The 21554-nt window shown below is 32.1% G+C and carries 20 protein-coding genes; 10 read left to right on the top strand and 10 right to left on the bottom strand.

Going from position 1 to position 21554, the window contains the following annotated elements; translation table 11 throughout:
* Positions 1–20: 20 nt before the first annotated feature.
* The 4 genes from QVZ41_RS05830 to QVZ41_RS05815 all read left to right on the top strand — a co-directional run bounded on the left by QVZ41_RS05830 (position 21) and on the right by QVZ41_RS05815 (position 3874).
* On the top strand, positions 21–1001 hold the full coding sequence (locus tag QVZ41_RS05830; protein ID WP_302883615.1) for a TRAP transporter substrate-binding protein: 981 nt from the start codon (positions 21–23) through the stop codon (positions 999–1001).
* Position 1002: 1 nt separating this feature from the next.
* Entirely contained in the window at positions 1003–1461 is a 459-nt protein-coding gene (locus QVZ41_RS05825) for a TRAP transporter small permease (protein WP_302883613.1), read from the top strand.
* 5 nt (positions 1462–1466) lie between these two features.
* Positions 1467–2768, top strand: a complete 1302-nt coding sequence (locus QVZ41_RS05820; protein ID WP_302883612.1) for a TRAP transporter large permease — start codon at positions 1467–1469, stop codon at positions 2766–2768.
* Between the two features lie 89 nt (positions 2769–2857).
* A complete protein-coding gene (locus QVZ41_RS05815) occupies positions 2858–3874 on the top strand; it encodes a LacI family DNA-binding transcriptional regulator (protein ID WP_302883611.1) in 1017 nt (338 codons plus the stop codon).
* A gap of 36 nt (positions 3875–3910) precedes the next feature.
* On the opposite strand, the gene QVZ41_RS05810 is transcribed toward QVZ41_RS05815, so the two are convergent.
* Together QVZ41_RS05810 and QVZ41_RS05805 are read right to left on the bottom strand one after the other, a co-directional pair.
* A complete protein-coding gene (locus QVZ41_RS05810) occupies positions 3911–5101 on the bottom strand; it encodes an aspartate aminotransferase family protein (RefSeq protein WP_302883610.1) in 1191 nt (396 codons plus the stop codon).
* The gene (locus tag QVZ41_RS05805) at positions 5094–6599 is read right to left on the bottom strand and encodes an OstA-like protein (RefSeq protein ID WP_302883609.1); all 1506 of its coding nucleotides are present in this window, start codon (positions 6597–6599) and stop codon (positions 5094–5096) included. Before QVZ41_RS05805 ends, QVZ41_RS05810 begins: the two co-directional genes overlap by 8 nt.
* A 131-nt stretch (positions 6600–6730) precedes the next feature.
* Here QVZ41_RS05805 and QVZ41_RS05800 point away from each other — a divergent pair, with 131 nt between their 5' ends.
* Positions 6731–7069 (top strand): cupin domain-containing protein, encoded by a 339-nt coding sequence (locus QVZ41_RS05800; protein ID WP_302883608.1) that lies wholly within the window; start codon positions 6731–6733, stop codon positions 7067–7069.
* Positions 7070–7136: 67 nt separating this feature from the next.
* Here QVZ41_RS05800 and QVZ41_RS05795 read toward each other — a convergent pair whose 3' ends face one another.
* From QVZ41_RS05795 to QVZ41_RS05775, 5 genes are all read right to left on the bottom strand, one after another.
* A complete protein-coding gene (locus QVZ41_RS05795; RefSeq protein ID WP_302883607.1) occupies positions 7137–8408 on the bottom strand; it encodes an adenylosuccinate synthase in 1272 nt (423 codons plus the stop codon).
* Positions 8409–8430: 22 nt separating this feature from the next.
* Positions 8431–8871 (bottom strand): Fur family transcriptional regulator, encoded by a 441-nt coding sequence (locus QVZ41_RS05790; RefSeq protein ID WP_073121135.1) that lies wholly within the window; start codon positions 8869–8871, stop codon positions 8431–8433.
* A gap of 81 nt (positions 8872–8952) precedes the next feature.
* Entirely contained in the window at positions 8953–11157 is a 2205-nt protein-coding gene (locus QVZ41_RS05785) for a RelA/SpoT family protein (protein ID WP_302883606.1), read from the bottom strand.
* 107 nt (positions 11158–11264) lie between these two features.
* Positions 11265–12497 carry a M48 family metallopeptidase gene (locus QVZ41_RS05780; protein ID WP_302883605.1) on the bottom strand — a complete coding sequence of 411 codons (1233 nt, stop codon included), beginning with the start codon at positions 12495–12497 and terminating at the stop codon, positions 11265–11267.
* Between the two features lie 71 nt (positions 12498–12568).
* On the bottom strand, positions 12569–13366 hold the full coding sequence (locus QVZ41_RS05775; protein ID WP_302883604.1) for a TrmH family RNA methyltransferase: 798 nt from the start codon (positions 13364–13366) through the stop codon (positions 12569–12571).
* Between the two features lie 96 nt (positions 13367–13462).
* On the opposite strand from QVZ41_RS05775, the gene QVZ41_RS05770 reads away from it, so the two are divergent.
* A complete protein-coding gene (locus QVZ41_RS05770) occupies positions 13463–14095 on the top strand; it encodes a hypothetical protein (protein WP_302883603.1) in 633 nt (210 codons plus the stop codon).
* Here the strand turns inward: QVZ41_RS05770 and QVZ41_RS05765 are convergent.
* Positions 14092–14895: a Cof-type HAD-IIB family hydrolase gene (locus QVZ41_RS05765; protein ID WP_302883602.1), complete on the bottom strand. Its 804-nt coding sequence runs from the start codon at positions 14893–14895 to the stop codon at positions 14092–14094. The two genes, QVZ41_RS05770 and QVZ41_RS05765, sit on opposite strands and share 4 nt — an antisense overlap.
* A gap of 233 nt (positions 14896–15128) precedes the next feature.
* On the opposite strand from QVZ41_RS05765, the gene dnaB reads away from it, so the two are divergent.
* The 4 genes from dnaB to QVZ41_RS05745 all read left to right on the top strand — a co-directional run bounded on the left by dnaB (position 15129) and on the right by QVZ41_RS05745 (position 19414).
* Positions 15129–16643: a replicative DNA helicase gene (gene dnaB / locus QVZ41_RS05760; RefSeq protein ID WP_302883601.1), complete on the top strand. Its 1515-nt coding sequence runs from the start codon at positions 15129–15131 to the stop codon at positions 16641–16643.
* Positions 16644–16744: 101 nt separating this feature from the next.
* Positions 16745–17059: a YbjQ family protein gene (locus tag QVZ41_RS05755; protein ID WP_302883600.1), complete on the top strand. Its 315-nt coding sequence runs from the start codon at positions 16745–16747 to the stop codon at positions 17057–17059.
* A gap of 539 nt (positions 17060–17598) precedes the next feature.
* Positions 17599–18801 (top strand): sensor histidine kinase, encoded by a 1203-nt coding sequence (locus QVZ41_RS05750; RefSeq protein ID WP_302883599.1) that lies wholly within the window; start codon positions 17599–17601, stop codon positions 18799–18801.
* Positions 18802–18871: 70 nt separating this feature from the next.
* Complete coding sequence (locus QVZ41_RS05745) at positions 18872–19414, top strand: pyridoxamine 5'-phosphate oxidase family protein (RefSeq protein ID WP_302883598.1); 543 nt, start codon at positions 18872–18874, stop codon at positions 19412–19414.
* 54 nt (positions 19415–19468) lie between these two features.
* Here QVZ41_RS05745 and QVZ41_RS05740 read toward each other — a convergent pair whose 3' ends face one another.
* Together QVZ41_RS05740 and QVZ41_RS05735 are read right to left on the bottom strand one after the other, a co-directional pair.
* Positions 19469–20416, bottom strand: a complete 948-nt coding sequence (locus QVZ41_RS05740; protein ID WP_302883597.1) for a glycosyltransferase family 2 protein — start codon at positions 20414–20416, stop codon at positions 19469–19471.
* A 9-nt stretch (positions 20417–20425) separates the two neighbouring features.
* Entirely contained in the window at positions 20426–21466 is a 1041-nt protein-coding gene (locus QVZ41_RS05735) for a quinone-dependent dihydroorotate dehydrogenase (protein WP_302883596.1), read from the bottom strand.
* Between the last annotated feature and the right edge of the window lie 88 nt (positions 21467–21554).

Genomic DNA, 21554 nt, shown 5'->3' with positions numbered 1-21554 from the left:
TCCTTAATAAGACAAAACTCATGCGACTTAAAACAATCTTATATTGTTTATGTTTTATTCCATTATTACATGGATGTAACGAATTAACAAAAAAAACAAAAACCATCAAGTTAGCTCATGGTTTAGACACCAAACACTCTGTACATATTGCCATGCTAAAAATGAGCGATGATTTGTATAAACTATCAAATGGTACGCTAAAAATAAATGTATACCCTAGCCAACAATTAGGAACTGAAAGAGAATGTTTAGAATTACTTCAAATAGGTAGTTTAGAAATGACCAAGGTATCTGTGGGAGTGTTAGAAAATTTTGCTCCAAAAATGAAAGTTCTTGGTTTACCTTATTTATTTAGAGATCGTGAACATTCTTTTAATGTGTTAGACGGTCCTATTGGTCAAGAATTATTAGATAATGGTACTAAATTTTGGTTAAAAGGTTTGGGATATTATGATGCTGGTAGTAGAAGTTTTTACAGTAAAGACAAAGCGATTAGAACTCCAGAAGATTTAAAAGGATTAAAAGTACGTGTAATGGAGAGCGTAAGCGCTATGAACATGGTTCGTAGTTTTGGAGGTTCTCCAACACCTATTTCATGGGGTGAATTATATACTTCTTTACAACAAGGAGTGGTAGATGCAGCTGAAAACAATCCTCCATCTTTTTACTTATCTAGACATTACGAAGTTTGTAAGCACTATACTTTAGACGAACATACTGTGGTTCCTGATGTATTAGTAGGAAGTACTCATTTTTGGAATTCGTTGACTGAACAAGAACAAGAATGGGTAAAAATTGCTGTAAAAAACTCTGTTAAATATCAAAGAGAACTTTGGTTAGATGCAGAAGAAGAAGCGCTTACTGAAGTTGAAAAAGCAGGAGTTGAAATCATTAGACCTGACAAAACTTTATTTTCAGATATGGTTAAACCTATCTATGATGAAGTAGAAAAAGATCCAGCTGTTCACCAATTGATTCAACAAATTAGAAATACGAAGTAAAATGGAATTAAGAAAAAAAGTAGATAAAATACTAGGATCAACCTTAACCATCATTATGGGTTTAATGGTAATCAATGTATTATGGCAAGTATTCTCAAGATTTGTATTAGGAGCTCCAAGTTCTTTTACTGATGAGTTATCTAGATATTTAATGATATGGGTAGGAATTTTAGGAGCTGCTTATGTTTCGGGTAGAAACATGCACGTTGCCATTGATGTAGTTCCTTTAAAAACAGGACCTGCTACTCAAAAAAAACTAAGAATATTGGTGTTTGCATTGGTTATTCTTTTTGCTTTTGCAGCCATGGTTATAGGAGGATTAAGATTGGTTTATATTAGTTTTTTACTAGGACAAACCTCTCCTGCATTACAAATTCCATTGGCTTTTGTATACGCAGTAATTCCTTTGAGTGGAATCTTGATTATTTATTATAAAATTACAGACCTTTTAAGAGCATAAATATTATGGAATTTTTACCAGAATTAGTATTAGTAGTAAGTTTTTTAATCTTACTAACCATAGGAACACCTGTTGCATGGAGTATTGCCATCTCTTCAGTATTAACTATGCTTGTAAGTATACCTGTTATACCAGCATTAACCACTGTTTCCCAAAGAATGGGAACAGGATTAGATAGTTTCTCATTATTAGCCATTCCTTTCTTTGTATTGTCAGGACAGTTAATGAATAAAGGAGGAATTGCCCATCGACTCATTGCTTTTGCTAAAACTTTGGTAGGATCTTTACCTGGTGGTTTAGCTCTTATCAACGTAATTGGAGCCATGCTTATGGGGGCTATTGCAGGATCTGCAATGGCATCTGCATCAGCCATGGGAAGTATCTTAGGACCTGAAATGGAAAAAGAAGGATATTCTAAAGAATTTGGAGCTGCGGTAAACATTACCTCATCAACAACAGGATTAATCATTCCTCCAAGTAACGTATTAATTGTATATTCTTTAGCCAGTGGTGGAGTTTCTATTGCTGCCTTGTTCTTGGCTGGATATATTCCTGGAATTTTAACAGGATTGCTATTAATGGTTGTTGCTTCTTTTTGGGCTAAAAAGAAAAAATATAAATTAGGAGAACGTAGTTCTCTAAAACAGGTTTTTAAAACTTTTATTGATGCGGTTCCTAGTTTGTTATTACTTATTATTGTAATTGGAGGTATTGTAGTAGGTATTTTCACCGCTACAGAAGCTTCTGCAATTGCAGTATTATATACTTTTTTATTAGGAATTGTTTACAAAGAAATAAATTTTAAAAACTTACCTGAAATTTTACTAGACTCTTCTTGTACAACAGCTATTGTAATGTTATTGATTGGTGCTTCTATGAGTATGTCATGGGTAATGTCTTTTGAAAACATTCCTCAAGATATTAGTAATGTATTATTGGGAATTAGTGATAACAAGATTGTAATTTTAATTATCATTAACTTATTACTATTATTTGTTGGAGTATTTATGGACATGACTCCTGCGGTATTAATCTTTACACCTATTTTCTTACCAGTGGTAACTTCTCTTGGAATGGATCCAATTCACTTCGGAATGATTATGGTGTTAAACTTAAGTATTGGACTGTGTACTCCTCCAGTAGGATCTGTACTATTTGTTGGAATTGGAGTGGCAAATACAACTATTGATAAGGTTATCAAACCATTACTACCATTGTTCTTAGCAATGATTGTTTCTCTGTTTCTTGTAACTTATTTCCCTTCACTAAGTTTATGGTTGCCAGGGGTATTTGGTTTATTAAATTAACATCACATTTTATCTATATAAAAGTAAAACTGAAGGTTGTAATCATATAATCTTCAGTTTTATTTATCTATAAGATGATTCTTTATAAAATGAAAAAAAAGACTACTATTCATGATATTTCTAAAGCACTAAAGATCAACAGCTCTACGGTCTCTAGAGCTTTGAATAATAGTCCTAGAGTTTCACAAAAAACAAAAGACTTAATCCAAAAAAAAGCTGTTGAATTAGGTTATCAAAAAAACATTTTAGCTTCAAATTTACGAACTAACAAAACCAATACCATTGGTATTATTGTTCCTAGAATTTCAAGAAACTTCTTTTCTTCTGTAATTTCTGGAATTGAAGAAACTGCATACAGAGCTGGTTATAATGTAGTTATTGGGCAATCCTTAGAAAGTCTTGAAAGAGAACAAGAATTAGTTTCTACTTTACTTTCTAACCGTGTAGATGGCTTATTAATTTCAGTTTCTATGGGAACTACAAATTACAATCACCTTTCAAATTTTAAAACCAATGGAGGTCCAATCGTTTTTTTTGATAGACCTATGACCATGCCAAACATTCCTAGTATTACTATTGATGATTACGAAGCTAGTTATAATGCTACACAACATCTGATAGAAAATGGATGTAAAAACATTGTCCATTTTTCAGGTTTTCAAAAAATAGAACTCTACAAAAGAAGAATGCAAGGTTATGTTGCTGCTTTAACAGACAATAACATACCTGTTAGACCAGAATACATTTTAGAATCTCAACTTTCCGAAGCAGATGGTATAGAACTGGCAAAAAAAGTAATTTCCTTACCCAAGGTTGATGGAATTTATTCCTCTAATGATACAGCAGCCATTAGTGCCATGCAATACTTTAAAAAGAATGGCTTAAAAATTCCTGATGACATTGCTATTGTAGGTTTTAATAACGATTCTATTTCTGCTGTTATAGAACCTGGTTTAACTACCGTAAATCAACCAGATGTTGAAATGGGAATTATTGCATCTTCATTATTGATTGAACTCATCAAAAAAACAATTGAGTCACCATCAGAACATTCAAAAACTTTAGGGACTGAATTAATTATTAGACAGTCCTCTCAAAAATCATAACAATAAAAAAAGAGGATGAATTATCATCCTCTTTTTTTATGCAGTAACCTTATCAATCACTTTTAATATTTTTGCACATCCTATTCTGATTTCTTCATCAGAAATGGTCAATGGTGGACTAATTCTTACAGCTCTTTTTTCAAATAATAAAAAGAACAACAACAACCCATCATCCATACATTTTAGAACAACGTCAGCCGCTACATCAGCATTTTCCATGATCAAAGCCAACATCAATCCTTTCCCTCTAATTTCTTTAATAGCCGGATGCTGCAAACAATCTTTAATCAACTGTTCTTTGCGTAAAGCTTCTTTCATTAAGTTGGTTTCGGTAATTTCTTTTACAGTAGCCAAAGCTGCTGCTGCAATTACAGGGTGCCCGCCAAAAGTAGTCACATGCCCCAACTTTGGATTTTCTTTTAACAGACTCATGTTTTCATAGCTACTAATAAAAGCTCCAATTGGCATTCCACCTCCTAAACCTTTTCCTGTAATTACAATATCTGGAATACAGTTATAATGTTCAAAACCGAAAAATTTTCCTGTACGTCCTACTCCTGATTGAATTTCATCTAAAATTAACAGCGCTCCAACCTCATCACACTTTTTACGTACTTTTTCTAAATATCCATTTTGAGACACAATAAAACCAGCACCTCCTTGAATGGTTTCTAAAATCACGGCAGCGGTTTCTGTGGTAATTTTAGACAAATCTTCTATATCATTATAAGTAATAAACTTTGTCCCCGGAATTAAGGGTCTAAAGGCTCTATTTTGTATTTCTGTACCACAAACACTCATAGAACCCTGAGTATTACCATGATATGCGTGTTTTGCAGCAACAATTTCAAATCTTTTGGTGACTCTTTTGGCCAATTTTAAAGCTCCTTCTGTCGCCTCGGTTCCAGAATTCACCAAATACACTGTGTTTAAATTTTCTGGTAATAAATCTGCCAACAACTTACACAACTCTGTTTGTGGCTGTTGAACAAATTCTCCATAAACCATCACGTGACTATAAGCATCTACCTGATCTTTAATTGCTTGAGAAACTTTTGGGTGATTGTGTCCCAAGCTATTGGCTGAAACCCCTGCAATAAAATCTAAATAAGCCTTGCCTTGTACATCGTACACATAAGATCCTTTAGCACTAGCAACCTCAATAATCAACGGATGAGGAGAGGTTTGTGCTTGATGTTTAAAAAAATCTTCTCTTAAATTAGTCATGGATAAAAATATCTTCTTTTGTTAATGGACGTTCATCACCCCGCCATATAAATCCTTTTAACAAGGCCTGATCTTTTGGAAACTGGGAGGGTGGATACATTTTTCCTTCAGGCATTTTTAAAAACCTAATGGTTTGCATTTTATTCTCTTTCAATGTAAAAAGTATATTACTACATTCCATTTTCTCAATACTAATTAATTCTTTGGTATCATCACTCCTACCATAATTAATTACTGCTCCATTTCCTTTTACTAACAAGGTGGAAAGCCTTTGTTCTATAAACTTACCAAACATGTCTTTTCCCTTAATTTGATTGTACCCTTCAATACTATCTTTTTGAATAATAAAAGCATTTTTAACAATCTTTAAAGAATCTAACTTTTGTGTGACTTTGTCACTAATCAAACGAATACTATCTCCAGTAATTTGATTTTCACCTGACCATAAAATTGGATTTCTAAACAATTCTGTTACTCCTTCTTCTTGTCGAGTAACCAAAGAATCACACTTTCCACTTAAATCTGATTTAAAAAACTTTACATGATGATATACTTTCATCAATTTGTTTTTATCCACTCCAGTCACAGAGATTGTATCTCCATGAATGTACATAGAATCTTTATCAACAATAGAAATAGCAATAGGTCTTTTTGAGACAATCATGGAGTCTTTTCTTCGATAAATTTCTCCATAATCTCCTTTGACTACTATTTTGTTAACGGTATCTGTAATGATTAAATTCCCTGTACCCGAAGCAAAATCATTCTTCTGATTGTAGTATAAACTATCTCCTTGAATCTCATTATCTTCATGATAAATGACTGAATTTTTTAATAAATACCCTAAAGAAAGTCGAGTATCATAAATTCCTCTCTCTGTGTATAAATCACTCTCTTTATTTTTGATAGTCGAAGGACCATACAAATAAGTTTTTCCCGTTTCTGTATAATAATCTAAATGACCTGTTTTTAAATCCATATCTGGATTTACTACTTTAACATTTTGTCTGGCTGTTAATTTTTTATCATTGGCAAAATACTCCCCAATTTGACTTGTTAAAGTATTTTCTTTGTTAACAATTTTACCAAAACAATCATAACTTAATACTTGAGTGACTCTGTTAAAATGAAGGGTATCGGTAGTTAATATCATGTCTTTGTCATTTACTTTTACCTTACCCCAGGACAATGCTTTTTGAGAATCTCCATCATATTGTAAATGATCGCTATATTGCTTAATAGTATCTCCTTGATTAATGACCACATCACCATAAGCATACAATCTATTGTCTAGCTTATAATACAATGCTTTTTTACAGGTCATTAAAGCACCTTGATGCGATACACGAACATCTCCATTCAACACCAAAGCTTTAGGGTATTGCTTTTGATCTGCATAGGTTTGATTGGCGTGTAATATTTTTATTTTACTAGCTTGAGACATTCCTAAAAAAGGAATGAGCAAAAACAATAAACTGTGTTTCATTAATATTTTCATACGCTAGCAAAGATACTTTATTAAGTGAATTTTTGAAACCTTTATAAAACAATTGAATGAGCAATGAGTATGCCATAAAAAGAGCGGTTCTCCTATAAAATTTGCTTAATTTTATAAAAACAAAAAATCACATGGAAATCACAAAAAAAAGCGAATCATACCAACCAATTCCTAACAATCCAAATGCGCAAAGAAAAATTATTCACTTAGACACTTTAATGGTTACGGTGATAGAAATTTCTAATGGACCTATGGCAGAACCTGAAGTTCCTCACAGTCATCCACATGAACAAATCACTTACATCGCAGCTGGATCTGTAAAACTATTTATTGAAGACAGAGAATATTTGTTAAACGAAGGAGATACTTTTAAAGTAGCTTCTAACTTAAAGCACGGAATTCAAACCTTAACGGAATACGTAAAATTAATAGATAGTTTTTCTCCTATTAGAGAAGATTTTTTAAGCTAGTCTTATTTTTAACCCATAAAAAAACCTCATCAGATTGATGAGGTTTTTGTTTTATATCAGTAGTAAACTATCTTTCAATAGTTTGTTTTCTATCTGGTCCTACAGAAACAATTGTAATTTTAATACCTGTTTCTTTTTCTATAAAAGCAATATAATCTAATAAAGCTTGTGGTAATTGATCTTCAGAAGTCATTCCAGTTAAATCCTCATTCCAACCTGGTAATTCAGTATAAATTGGTTTTACATTTTCTGGTTCGATGTTATATGGGAAATGTGTGATTACTTCTCCTTTATATTCATAAGCAGTACACACTTTTAAAGTTTTAAAACCTGATAACACATCAGCTTTCATCATATTTAATTGAGTAACACCGTTTACTTGACAAGCATATTTTAAAGCTACCATATCTAACCACCCACATCTACGTGCACGTCCAGTTGTTGCTCCAAACTCATGACCTACTTTAGCCATAGTTGCTCCATCTTCATCAAACAATTCAGTTGGGAAAGGTCCAGAACCTACACGAGTAGTGTAAGCTTTAAATATTCCAAAAACTTCTCCAATTTGGTTTGGTGCAATACCCAAACCTGTACAAGCTCCAGCAGCTGTAGTATTAGATGAAGTAACAAATGGATAAGTTCCAAAATCAACATCTAACAAAGAACCTTGTGCTCCTTCTGCTAAAATGGTTTTTTTATTTCTAATAGCGGTGTGTAAATACTCCTCACTATCTATAAAAGTTAATTTTCTTAACTCTGCAACACTTGCAAAAAACTCTTCTCTTAAAGCATCTAAATCATAGTCTAAATCTACTTTGTAGAAATCTAACATATTGATGTGCTTTTGAGTCAACGTTTCAAAAATTTCTTTCCAGTTGTCTAACTCTAAATCTCCAACACGCATTCCATTACGTCCTGTTTTATCCATATAAGTTGGACCAATACCTTTTAAAGTAGAACCAATTTTATCTTTTCCTTTCGCTTTTTCAGATGCAGCATCTAACAAACGGTGGGTTGGTAAAATTAAGTGTGCTTTTCTAGAAATTAACAACACATTTTTAAAGTCAATATCAAACTGAGATAAGTTTTCAATTTCTTTGTTAAAAATAACAGGGTCTATAACCACTCCGTTACCTACAACGTTTACAGCATCTTTATGAAAAATTCCAGAAGGAATTGTGTGTAAAACATGTTTGTGTCCGTCAAAGATTAAAGTATGCCCAGCATTTGGACCTCCTTGAAAACGAGATATTAAGTTGTAATTTTGAGTTAAAACATCAACTATTTTTCCTTTACCTTCATCACCCCACTGCAATCCTAATAATAAATCTACCGCCATTTTGCTTTATAAATGTATAATTCTAATTTTCTTTCTTAGTTCCGTAAAAATATAAAGAGTGTTTATGAATCTCTACACCAAATACGTCTTCTATTGTTTTCTTAATGGTTTGTATTCTTGGGTCGCAAAACTCAACTACTTCTCCACTATCTAAAATCAAATGATCGTGCTGTTTATCAAAAAAACTTTTTTCGTAATGTGCTTGGTTTTGTCCAAATTGATGTCTTCTTACCAAACCACATTCTAACAACAATTCTATAGTATTGTAAAGGGTAGCTCTACTTACTCGATACTTTTTGTTTTTCATGTTGATATATAATGACTCAATATCAAAATGCTCTTCTAAATCATAAATTTCCTGTAAAATGGCAAAACGCTCAGGCGTTTTACGATGTTTGTTAGTCTCTAAAAACTTAACAAACACATTTTTAACGATTTCTTGATTCTTTTCTTTAGTATCCATGACTGGGTTGTTGTTTAAAAACAGCAAGATGCAAATTTATACTTTTATTTGTTTTATCTAGTTAAAAAAAAGGGCTTTTTTTTAAATAATACGTTTTATGCGCTTCACCCCTTTAACACCTTGTAACTGCTGTGTTATTTTTTTTAGTTTACTCTTATTATTAATAGTAATCGTAAATTTTCCTTCGAACAAACTACCATCTCCAGAAATATTCAGACTATTTATATTGACGTGATTATTATTAGAAATCACTCTTGTTATATTTCCTAACATTCCAGAACTATCTTCTCCTGTAATACTTAGGGTTACTTTAAATTCTTGCTTGGTTGAATCTACCCAATGTGCCTTCATAATTCTGTATGCATAGTTAGATTGCATACTAATGGCATTTGGACAATTGGTTTTATGTACTTTAATTCCTTCGTTCACCGTTAAAAAACCAAACACTTTATCTCCCGGAATAGGATTACAGCATTTAGATAATGTATACTCTAACCTTTCATTATCATTTCCAAACAAAAGCAAATCATAATTGGTAGAAAGTTCTTCTTTCTTTTCAATTTTAGATGGATCTGATTTTGTTCTACGGAACAATTTGGCAAAAGTACTAGTTTGCTGATTGGCAAAATTTCTTATTTGAGTGTTATCTATCGTTCCAACTCCTACTCTATAAAACAAATCGAAAGTAGTTTTCAACTTAAAATAAGAAATCATCGCCCCTAAGTTTTTATCAGAAGGTTCGATTTTTAAATGGCGTAATTTTCTTCTTAACAACTCTTTTCCATCTGCAGCAACTTTGCGTTCTTCTTCTTTTAAAGCTTGACGAATTTTTGCTCTTGCTCTTGCTGTTACCACAAAAGTCAGCCACCTTTCTGATGGTTTTTGGTTTTCTGAAGTAATCACCTCTACCTGATCTCCACTTTCTAAAACTCGATCTAAAGGTGTTAATTTCCCATTGACTTTTACTCCTCTGCATTTTAAACCAATATCGGTATGAATGCTAAAAGCAAAATCTAAAGCAGAAGCTCCTTTAGGCAAAGATTTAATATCTCCCTTAGGGGTGAAAATAAATATTTCCTTAGAATATAGGTTCAATTTAAAATCCTCCACAAAATCTACAGCGTTCATACTGTGATTTTCTAAAGTGTCTTTTAATCTGTTTAACCAAGATTCTAAACCACTCTCGTTAACCTCTCCTTGTTTGTATTTAAAGTGAGCTGCATATCCTTTTTCGGCAATTTCATTCATTCTTTTAGAACGAACTTGCACTTCTACCCAACGTCCTTCTGGTCCCATTACCGTAATATGTAAGGCTTCGTAACCAGTAGATTTGGGTTGAGAAATCCAATCTCTTAAACGACTAGGGTTAGGTCTATAATTATCTGTAACAATGGAGTATATTTTCCAAGCATCAAACTTTTCGTTTTCTCCTTCGGAGTCATAAATAATACGAATGGCAAATTTATCATACACCTCTTCGTACTTTACTCCTTGCGAAAGCATTTTTTTACGGATAGAAAAAATAGACTTGGTTCTTCCTTTAATTTCAAACTTAAATCCTTGTTTTTCTAGTGCTTGACTGATTTTTGAAGAAAAGTTTTCAATGTAGTCTAACTGATTATCTTTATTGGCTATAATCTTTTTCTCTATAGAATTATAAACTTCAGGTTCTGTATACTTTAATCCTAAATCTTCTAATTCGCTTTTGATATTAAACAAACCTAAACGATGAGCTAGAGGAGCATAAATATACAAAGTCTCTGAGGCAATCTTTACTTGCTTGTGTGGAGGCATAGCATCCATCGTTTGCATATTGTGTAAACGATCTGCAATTTTTATTAAAATAACACGTACATCATCATTTAAAGTCAGTAACATCTTACGGAAGTTCTCTGCTTGAATAGAGGCCATTTGGTCTTTACTCATTCTAGAAATCTTGGTCAATCCGTTTACAATTTTGGCTACTTTTTCACCAAACAAGCGTTCCATATCTTCTATGGTATAATCGGTATCTTCTACAACATCGTGTAACAAAGCCGATGCGATGGAAATGGCTCCCAATCCAATCTCTACTGCCACCAATTTAGCTACAGCAATAGGGTGATAAATATAAGGCTCTCCTGTTTTTCTTCTTTGCTCACTATGTGCCTCAACAGCAACATCAAAAGCTTTACGTATCAGTTTTTTATCATCATCTGACAAATACTGATAGCTGTCTTTCAAAAGGTCTTTATACCTACGCGTAATTTCTTTGTTTTCCGCTTCTGCATCAATTATATAGCCCATAAACCGATTCTTTTTAAAACAAAAATACCGATGCCATTTTTAAAATGCCACCAGTAAATTGCTATGTATCTTCTTAATAAATATACTATTTTTTCTACGATAAACGACTATTTTTTCAAATTCAATACTCGTTGCAATAAGGTGGGATGTGAATAGTGAAAAAACACATTCCATTTGTGAGGTGTTAAATTACTTAAACTGTTTTTAGATAGTTTTTTAAGTGATGAAATTAAATACTTTGACTCGTAAGTTTCTTTGGCAAAATCATCTGCTTGATATTCAAACTTTCTGGAAATAAAATTCATAATCACTCCTGTAATTTCTGAAATAGGACTGTATAAAATTCCAAAAGCCAACATTCCTATATGAAAACTACTGTTTTCTACTCCAAATGCATCTGCCAATAAAGGATTCCCCAACAATCTTCCTAAAATAAACAAAGTGAAACCTGTTAAACACAAAGAAGCAATCATATTAAAAATAGTATGCTTCCTCTTGTAATGCCCTACTTCATGTGCAAATACTGCTACAATTTCTTCTTCGCTTAAATCATTGACCAAAGTATCATATAACACAATTCTTTTTTTAGGTCCAAAACCCGTAAAATAAGCATTGGCTTTGGTAGATCGTTTAGAGCCATCAATCACAAAAATATTATCTAACTTAAAACCTTGTCCTGCTGCATAGGCTTTTAATTGATCTTTTAAAGTTCCTTCTTCTAAAGGCGTTTGCTTGTTGAATAGAGGGACGATTAAACTCGAGTAAAACATCGTTAAAAAAAGGGTAAATACTGCAAAAACCAGCCAAGCGTACCACCAAAAATTTTGTTCCATTTTACTATACAACCAAGTAATCAATAGTAACAACCCTCCTCCTAAAACCAAAGTCATTAAAAGTCCTTTGATTTTATCAATCACAAATAATTTTTTGGTGCTTTTGTTAAAACCAAATTTTTCTTCAATTACAAAAGTGTGATAATATCCAAATGGAATCTGAATGATAGAACTCACCAAACCTATAATTCCAAAAAACACCAAGGTTTGTAAAATGGAATTTGAAGTAATTTGTAAAGACCATTTTTCTACCAACGCAACTCCATCTAAAAGAAAAAACAACAATGTGATGACAAAACTAAACAAGCCTGATAGGGTTGAAAATTTATAATTTTCCATTTTATAAGCTTGAGATTTTTCATAAGCTTCCGCATCATAAACATCTTTCAGTTCCTTTGGAATAGGGTCGTTAAAATGTAAAGCGTTTACATAACTAATGATTTCATCTTTAATAAAATTGATGACAATTAAAGCGATGATGATGGTAAATAAAAGGGTTCCTGTCATGTTTTTGGTTATTGGTTAAATCAAATAAATACTTTTACTTGTTTTACTTGATACTCTGTACTCATTACTAATTACTTAAAACTACGTTGTCTTTTGGCCTCGTACATTAAAATTCCTGCCGCTACAGATACATTCATAGAATCTATTTTCCCTAACATAGGAATGATGATTTTTTTATTGGCTTTATTTAGCCACTCATCAGAAAGTCCCACTGCTTCTGTACCTACTACTAAGGCTGTTCCTTTGGTAAAATCTTGTTCATGGTAATATTCTGAATCTTCTTTTAAAGCAGCAGCATAAGTAACAATATTGTTTTCTTTTAAATAGGCTAATATTTCTTGCGTAGTTCCTGTAGCAATTTGTGTAGTAAACAAACAACCTACACTAGAACGGATGATGTTAGGGTTATACATATCTGTTTTAGGATTGGCAATCAAAACAGCATCTACATTTGCGGCATCAGCAGTTCTTAACATCGCACCAATGTTTCCTGGTTTCTCAGGAGCTTCTGCTACCAAAATCAAGGGTGTTTTGGTGTTGAATTGCAAATCACTCAATTGCATTGATTTGTCTTTTACCACTGCCAAAACTCCTTCGGTAGTAGTTCTGTAGGCAATTTTCTCATACACTTCTTTACTGACTTCAATATAACTATCTGCAGCAAATTGAGTGATGTCAAAATTAGGAGGTAATAATTCTGGATAATAAAAAACTTCCTGAATTTTATAGCCTCCCTGCATAGCCAACCCTAACTCTCTTCTACCTTCAACAATAAAAGTTCCAGATTGTTTTCGTGCTTTTGATTTTTCACCAAGAACCACCAAAGATTTAATGATTCCGTTCTGAACACTGCTTATTTGTTTGTGCATTTTTTTATTAACTATTTTAAAGAATCAAAAATACTATTTTTTAATAGGTTTGATCTCTTTGGTTTGCTTTTTGAAGAAGCCCTATTAAAAATGACTATGAAAAATAAAATTATTTACTTATTGCTTGCGTTTTTCTATTTCCAAACAAACGCACAACATATAGAACTTGATATTTTTAACAACCTAAACTACGAATCACGTAAAAACAACTATAAAGCAACATTAGAACAAAATATTTTTAAGGATCTTGTTTTTACAGATAGTTATAAAAACAAAGTCACTTTTGAAAAAAAATATCTTGACTTAAAATTTCCCGAAGTTTTAAATAACGAAAACCATAAACGACAGTTTTTTAAACATTTAATTTGTGAATATAAAAAAGAAGCAAACTATACTATTTCTTATTCCATTGACATTTTTAATAATGAAATTATTAAAGACAATAGAAATAATAAAATAGAAACAGGAAAAGATATTTTTGGAAACAATACTTATGAAGAAGTAAACAATGAAGTAAAAACATCTATAAAAACAAACTTAAGCGGAGCTTTAGAATACATCTCTAAAAATAAAAAAGCTACTCTAAGTAAAAATTTTCAAAACAAATGGGTTTATAGTGATAGCTCTGGAAACAAATTTGAATTTGGAAATACTACTTGGAATCATTTAAAAAACACCTACAATAGTAACGAAAATATTTTTCATTTTTTAATTCATCAATATCTCTAAAACCTATCGATTAACTTCCCTATAATTGTTTCTACCCCCAAATTATCATTAGACAATGTTTTATAGTTTGCCACTTCTTGAACATCTTTGTGGGCATTTTCCATTGCAAAACTAAATTTTGCTTTTTTTAACATTTCTATGTCGTTTTGATAGTCTCCAAAAACCATAGTTTCTTCATCAGAAATACCATATTGTTCCTGTATACGAGTCAAAGCGTTTCCTTTATGGTTGGATGGCAAAGCAACATCCACCCACTGTTTAGCTGATACTTTTATTTGCCAATCTCCATCAATATCTTTTAAATAAGGATAAATGTTTTTTTCAGAACTTTCGAAATTACACAAAGTAATCTTAAAAAAATCATCTTCTGGCAGCTCTTCAAAAGAATCTATCAATTCATACTCACTATAATATTCTATAACAATATTTTTAAACTCTCCAGAATCTTTTAAAAAGTAAGCTTTCTTTTTACCACAAAGAATTATATGTGTATCTGGAATTTGCTGCGCTATTTTTATTAAAATCTTTATATCTTTTTTATGAATAGCGTTTACATAAAGTTCTGTTTCATTTTCTACCACATAAGCTCCATTTTCGGCAACAATGGTAATGTGTTCCTTAATACTTTTTAGCTTGTCTAAAATACTGTGGTATTGTCTTCCACTGGCAGCCACAAACTTTATGTTTTTTGCTTTTAAGATTTCAAATTGTTCAAAAAACAAATTGCTTACGTTGTGTTCGGAGTTTAATAAGGTTCCGTCCATGTCTGTTACAATCAGTTTTACTTTAGATAAATCCATGTTTTGTTGCTTTATGTTTCACAATGCAAAGGTACACTTTTGCCTTTCGTCACCCTAGCCAATATAAATTCATTAAAAATAAGATTCTAACAAAGAAAAACGTCAAAGAAAGCACTCTTGCTAGATTTCCAAAATACTTATCAACAAAATAAAAGTTGTTAACAGTTTTTGTAGAAAAATTAACTTCTATTTTTTTATTAAAAAATCAGAATATCGATTAAATTTGCCTTTCTATGGAACAAACTAAAAGCTTTTCGGGAAAAAAAATTGACAAGAGTAAAATCATCAATTTGGCACATGGAAAAATCCCACCACAAGCAGTGGATATGGAGGAAGCCGTACTAGGAGCCATGATGATTGATAAAAAAGGGATTGATACCGTTATTGATATTTTACATGCTGATGCTTTTTACAGAGAGCAACATCAAGCTATTTATGCCGCCATACATACTTTGTTCCAAAATTCTGAACCAACCGACTTATTAACAGTATCCAACCAATTAAAAAAGGACGGAAAACTAAACATGGTTGGAGGAGATTTTTACTTGATTGGGTTAACCCAAAAAGTTTCATCTTCTGCCCATATTGAGTTCCATGCTCGTATTATTTTACAAAAATACATTCAACGACAATTGATTAGTATTTCTAGTGAAATTATTGAACAATCTTATGATGAAACTGCCGATGTATTTGATTTGTTAGACATGGCAGAAACCAAATTCTTTGAAGTAACACAAGGAAACTTAAAAAAGAGTTCTGAAACTTCAGATTCTTTGGTAAGACAGGCCTTAAAAAAGATTGAAGAATTAGGAGGTAGAGAGGGAATGTCTGGATATGCTACTGGTTTTACAAAGCTAGATGCCTTAACTTCTGGTTGGCAACCTTCGGATTTAATTATTATTGCGGCACGTCCGGGTATGGGTAAAACAGCCTTTGTAATTTCTATGGCTAAAAACATGGCCATTGATTTTAACCACGGTGTTGCTGTATTCTCTCTAGAGATGTCATCGGTACAGTTAATTACCCGTATGATTTCTTCGGAAACAGGATTGTCATCAGAAAAATTAAGAAAAGGAACATTAGAACCTCATGAATGGGAACAGCTAAACGTAAAAGTAAAAAACTTATCGGAAGCTCCTATTTTTATTGATGATACACCCTCACTTTCTATTTTTGATTTACGTGCAAAAGCTCGTAGGTTAAAATCTCAACACGATATTAAAATTATAGTAATTGACTACTTGCAGTTAATGACTGCGGGTGGAGCAGCTGGAGGAAACCGTGAACAAGAAATTTCTATGATTTCTCGTAACTTAAAAGCCTTGGCAAAAGAATTACACATTCCTGTCATTGCACTTTCTCAGTTATCTCGTTCGGTAGAAACTCGTGGAGGTAGTAAACGTCCTTTACTTTCTGATTTACGTGAATCTGGAGCGATTGAGCAAGATGCCGATATTGTATCATTTATTTTCCGTCCGGAATATTACGGAATGACAGAATGGGATGATGATGACCACACACCATGTGAAGGACAAGGAGAATTTATTGTTGCCAAACATCGTAACGGTGGATTGGATAATATTAGATTGAAATTTACAGGTCACTTGGCTAAATTCTCAGATTTAGAAGATGACTTCGGTGGTCAATTAGAATCGTCAATGAACTTTAATGACTTGTCTGGAAACATCAACCCAGCAGATGCCTTTGATGCTCCTGTACAACCAGATGATGACGATGTCCCTTTTTAAAAAACATATAAATATAACTGAGTAAACACACAGTTAGCCTCTTCATTATAGAAGAGGCTTTTTTGTTTATATTTAAATGTTATTAATTTAAAACAGACAACATGATTATTACCACCACTGAAAACATTCCAAATAGAGAAATTACAGAGATTTTAGGAATTGCGAGAGGAAGTACTGTGAGAGCAAAAAGCGTAGCCAGTGATTTTATGGCGGGTTTAAAAAACTTTGTTGGAGGAGAACTTGATGAATATACAAAACTACAAGCTCAAGCTAGAGAACAGGCCTTGCAAAGAATGACTCAAGATGCTCAAAAACTGGGAGCAGATGCCATTGTAAACATTAGACTTACCACTTCTACCATTACTCAAGGAGCTTCAGAAATACTAGCTTACGGAACAGCTGTTAAATTAAAATAAAACGGAAAATATGGGGTCTTTAATGCTTTGTCTATATATTACTTTTTTAATTTTTACCGTTGTGATTATTATTTACTTAATTATCAAACGAATTCAAAACAAAGGCAAAGAAGATTTTGAACAGAGAGATAACTAAAACTATTATATGAAAATTCTTAATTCATAAGCAAAACCAAATCTAAACACAGTATAAACACTTTCTAAAGTTTATAAAAACTATTTCCTCACTACACTATTTTACGTATCTTTACTAAGTACTGATTTTTTTTGGAAAGATTCAGAATAGCTCTCAATAAATAAGTTAAAACTAATAAAGAAGGATAAATATGACTTTAGATTACGCTTCTATATTCTTTTTTTTAGCGATTAATAATTTATTTATTATTGTTCTGTTTGTCTATCAATATTTTTACCATCACAAACATTGGTATTTGTTGCTACTTACTTTCTCTATTTTTTTACAAACAATTGCCATCTTTCTGTACAGTAATCACGATATTTTATCTGACTTATATAAATTAAGAATTAACAACTTGTTGATGATTTCAAGTTTTGCCATAGCCTCTATTGGTCTTATTTCTTTTGATGGCAAAGTCCGAAAAAATCTTTTGTGGCTTCTCTCAGGTTTTGTTTTTCTTTTTTTTTCCGCTATTTTGATAACTGAACAAAACCCTGTATTAGTTACTACGATAAGGGTAATTTCCTGCTCATTTTTCTATGGAATTGGGGGATTTTATCTGTATCATCACAAAGACAAATATAAGTTTTCAACCCTCTTAGGTGTGGTTCTTTTAATATATTCATTATTTCAACTCATTCGTGCTTTAAACATATACCAAACAGGTGCTAACCACAGTATACTCGAGGTTTCTACAATGAATAATTGGTTACTCATTATTTCCACTTTTGTCATCAGTGCTACGAACATAGGTTTCATCATGCTGTTGAAAGAAATAGATCAAAAAACAATTCTTAAAAAAAATTTAATCATTCAACAGAATCAGCTTAAACTAGAAAAATTAAATCAAACCCAAAACAAGTTGTTTTCAATAATTGCACATGACTTAAGAAGTCCTTTTAATAATATATTAGGACTTTCTGAATTATTGCTAAAAAATGGAAGCAAATCATTTCCTTCAGCATCTGAAGAATATCTAAATATTATTAACACCACAGCTCAAAACACACTTATATTACTTGACAACTTGTTGTGTTGGGCAAGAGCTCAAACAGAAGAGCTAAGTTTAAATTTAGAAAGAATCATGCTATCAAAAATTATACACGAAACGATAGCACTAAAAACTTCTGTGGCAAAAGCTAAAAACATAACCATTCATTATTCTCCTACAGATGATCTAGAATTATATACAGATGAGAATATCTTAGGAACCATCCTACGAAACCTAATTTCTAATGCGATAAAGTTTACAAACCAAGGAGGACAAATTAAGATTTTAACAACTATCAATCAAGATCATCTTGAAATTTCTATTTCCGATAATGGTGTTGGCATGAACGAAAAAATAGTTCATACTATTTTCAACTTATCCAATCATGTATCATCTCCAGGTACAGAGAACGAAAAAGGTTCTGGATTAGGTTTAGTGCTTTGTAAAGAATTTGTTAAAAAACTTGGGGGACATATTTGGGTTGAAAGTGAAGAAGGAAAAGGAAGTGATTTTAAATTCACTTTGCCTCTAAATATTTCAGGACAAATAAAAACTGCTTACAAACTTGGCTAAAATTCATAGGACATAAAACACTTATCTTTTTTATAAAGATTTTGTACTTTTAAACCTCTTAATCATCATTATGGGGAAAAAATTCACAGAAATAGCTCCTGAGCTACAGGAATTCATCAAAGAACAAAAGATTTTTTTTGTGGGTACAGCTGCAGAAACAGGAAATGTAAATGTTTCTCCCAAAGGAATGGATTCTTTTAGAGTCATAAATAAAAACAAAATAATTTGGCTAAACCTTACAGGAAGCGGAAATGAAACTGCTGCTCATTTGTTAAAAAACAACCGAATGACCATTATGTTTTGTGCTTTTGAAGGAAAACCTATGATTTTAAGATTGTATGGTACTGCTAAAATTTATCATCCTAGAGATCAAGAATATCAAAATTTTATTGACTTATTTCCTGAAACACCAGGTTCTAGACAAGTGATTGAAATGGAAGTAGATTTGGTACAAACCTCTTGCGGTTATGCAGTTCCTTTTATGGATTACAAAGAAGACAGAACTGTTTTAAAAGATTGGGCTCAAAAACAAGGTCAAGAAAAAATTGAAACTTATTGGGAAGAAAAAAACACTGTGAGTATTGATGGTTTTGAAACCAGGATTCTTGAGTAGTGAGTAAAATCCAAAAATCGAATCTGCAATTCAACAGCTAAACAACTAAACTTCTCAACAGTTTTTAAAAAACATCGATTTTAAAAAACCAAAACCGTAACCTGTCATTTGTACCAAAGTAGTAATGATAGACAAAAATGCTACGGTAATGTTTTTGTTCACGATTAAAGAAGACATAAACAACAACATAAAGTATAAGTAATAAAGGGTTATCAATTCCCAACTCCCCAACATAAAAAGAATAGAAGACACTATAAATCCTGTGATAAACACACTAGGAAACCAATAGGTAAGCTTAGCCGATCCAGGATATTTTTTGTTCAATACAGGTCTTGCACTTCCAAACTTAAAAGTTTGTTTGTAAAAAGCTTCAATAGAGGTTCTACGTTTATGATACACAAAAGCTTTTTCTATCAACTGAGTCTCAAATCCGTGTTCCCAAAGTCTAAAAGACAAATCAATATCTTCCCCAATTTTCATAGAAGAGAATCCTCCTGTACTTTCAAATGCTTTTTTTGAAATTCCAAGATTAAAACTTCTAGGCTGAAATTTTCCAACACCTTTTTTCTTTCCTCTAATACCTCCAGTGGTCATCATAGAAGTCATAGAAAAATTAATGGCTTTTTGTAAAGATGTAAAACTAGGATGCGCTGCATCGGGACCTCCAAAAGCATCGGTATAATTGGCTTGTAAGGCTTTTTTAACTTTTTTTAAATAATTCGCAGGCACCAAAACATCGGAGTCTAACACAATGAAATAATCTCCTTTAGCTTGAGACATTCCATAATTTCTGGCCATTCCAGCTCCTCTGTTATGCGTTAAAAAGTATTGTATATTTAAACGATCTCTATAGCTTTCTACAATCTCTTTAGCATTGTTATCAGATCCGTCTTCTACAATAACAATCTCAAAAGGTTTGGGATAATTTTGTTTGGTTAAACTAAACAATAATTCATCAATTTCTTCTGGACGATTGTATAAAGGAATGATAAAAGAAAACATAATGGCTCTTTAAGAAGATTGTAAAATCGCTTTGTTGATTTTTTTAACCAACGAAGGTCCTTCATAAATAAATCCGGTATACACCTGAACCAAATCTGCTCCTGCCGCTATTTTTTCCAAAGCATCTTCAGCAGAATGAATTCCTCCTACTCCAATAATTGGAAAGGCTTTATTTGATTTGTCTGCCAAATATTGAATGGTAGCGGTACTTCTATCTTTAATAGGTTTTCCACTCAATCCCCCATTTCCAATTTCAGCCAATCTTTCCTCTGTTACTTTTAACCCTTCTCTGTTTACAGAAGTGTTTGAAGCAATAACTCCATCAATCTTTGTTTCTGCAACAATCTCTATAATTTCATCTAATTGATGTGAGTTTAAGTCTGGAGCAATTTTTAATAAAATAGGCCTTAACTCTTTTTTGTCACTATTTAACTTTTGTACCGCAGCAATTAACTCCAACAAATAGTCTTTATCTCCTAACTTGGCATGACTACTAACATTAGGACAACTTACATTCAGTACAAAATAATCTACATGAGGATGTAAAGCTTCAAAAACTTCACAATAATCTTGTGTATATTGTTCGGTAGGAATATCTGTATTTTTCCCAATATTTCCCCCAACAATTACTTTCCCCTTATTCTTTTTTAAATTCTCAATAGCTGCTTCAATTCCATTGTTATTGAATCCCATTCTATTGATAATTCCTTGATCATCTTTTAACCTAAACAATCTTTTTTTAGGATTTCCAGCCTGTGCTTTTGGTGTTACCGTTCCAATTTCTATAAATCCAAAACCATAATCTGCCAATTCATTAAACAACACTGCATTTTTATCAAACCCCGCTGCCAATCCTACTGGATTTGGAAAAGTAATGCCAAACAAATTTCTCTCTAATCTTCTATCTTCAACTTTAAAAACACTTCTTGTCAAAGCAGAAACTCCTGGAATTTTAGACATGAATTTAATCATATCAAAAGTAAAATAATGTACTTTTTCTGGATCGAATTGAAAGAAGATGGGACGGATAACAGCCTTGTATAGACTCATAGTTTTTGTCTTTGTTTGTTGGTCGCAAATTTACGAACTTTATTTCATTCGCTATGTGAAACGAATCTCAAAAAAAAGCCTTTGAAAA

Source organism: Wenyingzhuangia gilva, from assembly GCF_030519655.1.
Taxonomy (GTDB): domain Bacteria; phylum Bacteroidota; class Bacteroidia; order Flavobacteriales; family Flavobacteriaceae; genus Wenyingzhuangia; species Wenyingzhuangia gilva.
This window is presented reverse-complemented; position numbering and strand designations above follow the sequence as displayed.

Coding starts and splice junctions, on each gene's coding strand:
- QVZ41_RS05765 (WP_302883602.1), bottom strand. CDS start 14,895: ATGGATTTATCTAAAGTAAAACTGATTGTAACAGACATGGACGGAACC.
- QVZ41_RS05825 (WP_302883613.1), top strand. CDS start 1,003: ATGGAATTAAGAAAAAAAGTAGATAAAATACTAGGATCAACCTTAACC.
- QVZ41_RS05740 (WP_302883597.1), bottom strand. CDS start 20,416: ATGTTTTCTTTTATCATTCCTTTATACAATCGTCCAGAAGAAATTGAT.
- QVZ41_RS05805 (WP_302883609.1), bottom strand. CDS start 6,599: ATGAAAATATTAATGAAACACAGTTTATTGTTTTTGCTCATTCCTTTT.
- QVZ41_RS05790 (WP_073121135.1), bottom strand. CDS start 8,871: ATGGATACTAAAGAAAAGAATCAAGAAATCGTTAAAAATGTGTTTGTT.
- QVZ41_RS05770 (WP_302883603.1), top strand. CDS start 13,463: ATGAAAAATAAAATTATTTACTTATTGCTTGCGTTTTTCTATTTCCAA.
- QVZ41_RS05750 (WP_302883599.1), top strand. CDS start 17,599: ATGATTTCAAGTTTTGCCATAGCCTCTATTGGTCTTATTTCTTTTGAT.
- QVZ41_RS05745 (WP_302883598.1), top strand. CDS start 18,872: ATGGGGAAAAAATTCACAGAAATAGCTCCTGAGCTACAGGAATTCATC.
- QVZ41_RS05785 (WP_302883606.1), bottom strand. CDS start 11,157: ATGGGCTATATAATTGATGCAGAAGCGGAAAACAAAGAAATTACGCGT.
- QVZ41_RS05820 (WP_302883612.1), top strand. CDS start 1,467: ATGGAATTTTTACCAGAATTAGTATTAGTAGTAAGTTTTTTAATCTTA.
- dnaB (WP_302883601.1), top strand. CDS start 15,129: ATGGAACAAACTAAAAGCTTTTCGGGAAAAAAAATTGACAAGAGTAAA.
- QVZ41_RS05735 (WP_302883596.1), bottom strand. CDS start 21,466: ATGAGTCTATACAAGGCTGTTATCCGTCCCATCTTCTTTCAATTCGAT.
- QVZ41_RS05800 (WP_302883608.1), top strand. CDS start 6,731: ATGGAAATCACAAAAAAAAGCGAATCATACCAACCAATTCCTAACAAT.
- QVZ41_RS05815 (WP_302883611.1), top strand. CDS start 2,858: ATGAAAAAAAAGACTACTATTCATGATATTTCTAAAGCACTAAAGATC.
- QVZ41_RS05755 (WP_302883600.1), top strand. CDS start 16,745: ATGATTATTACCACCACTGAAAACATTCCAAATAGAGAAATTACAGAG.
- QVZ41_RS05780 (WP_302883605.1), bottom strand. CDS start 12,497: ATGACAGGAACCCTTTTATTTACCATCATCATCGCTTTAATTGTCATC.
- QVZ41_RS05830 (WP_302883615.1), top strand. CDS start 21: ATGCGACTTAAAACAATCTTATATTGTTTATGTTTTATTCCATTATTA.
- QVZ41_RS05775 (WP_302883604.1), bottom strand. CDS start 13,366: ATGCACAAACAAATAAGCAGTGTTCAGAACGGAATCATTAAATCTTTG.
- QVZ41_RS05795 (WP_302883607.1), bottom strand. CDS start 8,408: ATGGCGGTAGATTTATTATTAGGATTGCAGTGGGGTGATGAAGGTAAA.
- QVZ41_RS05810 (WP_302883610.1), bottom strand. CDS start 5,101: ATGACTAATTTAAGAGAAGATTTTTTTAAACATCAAGCACAAACCTCT.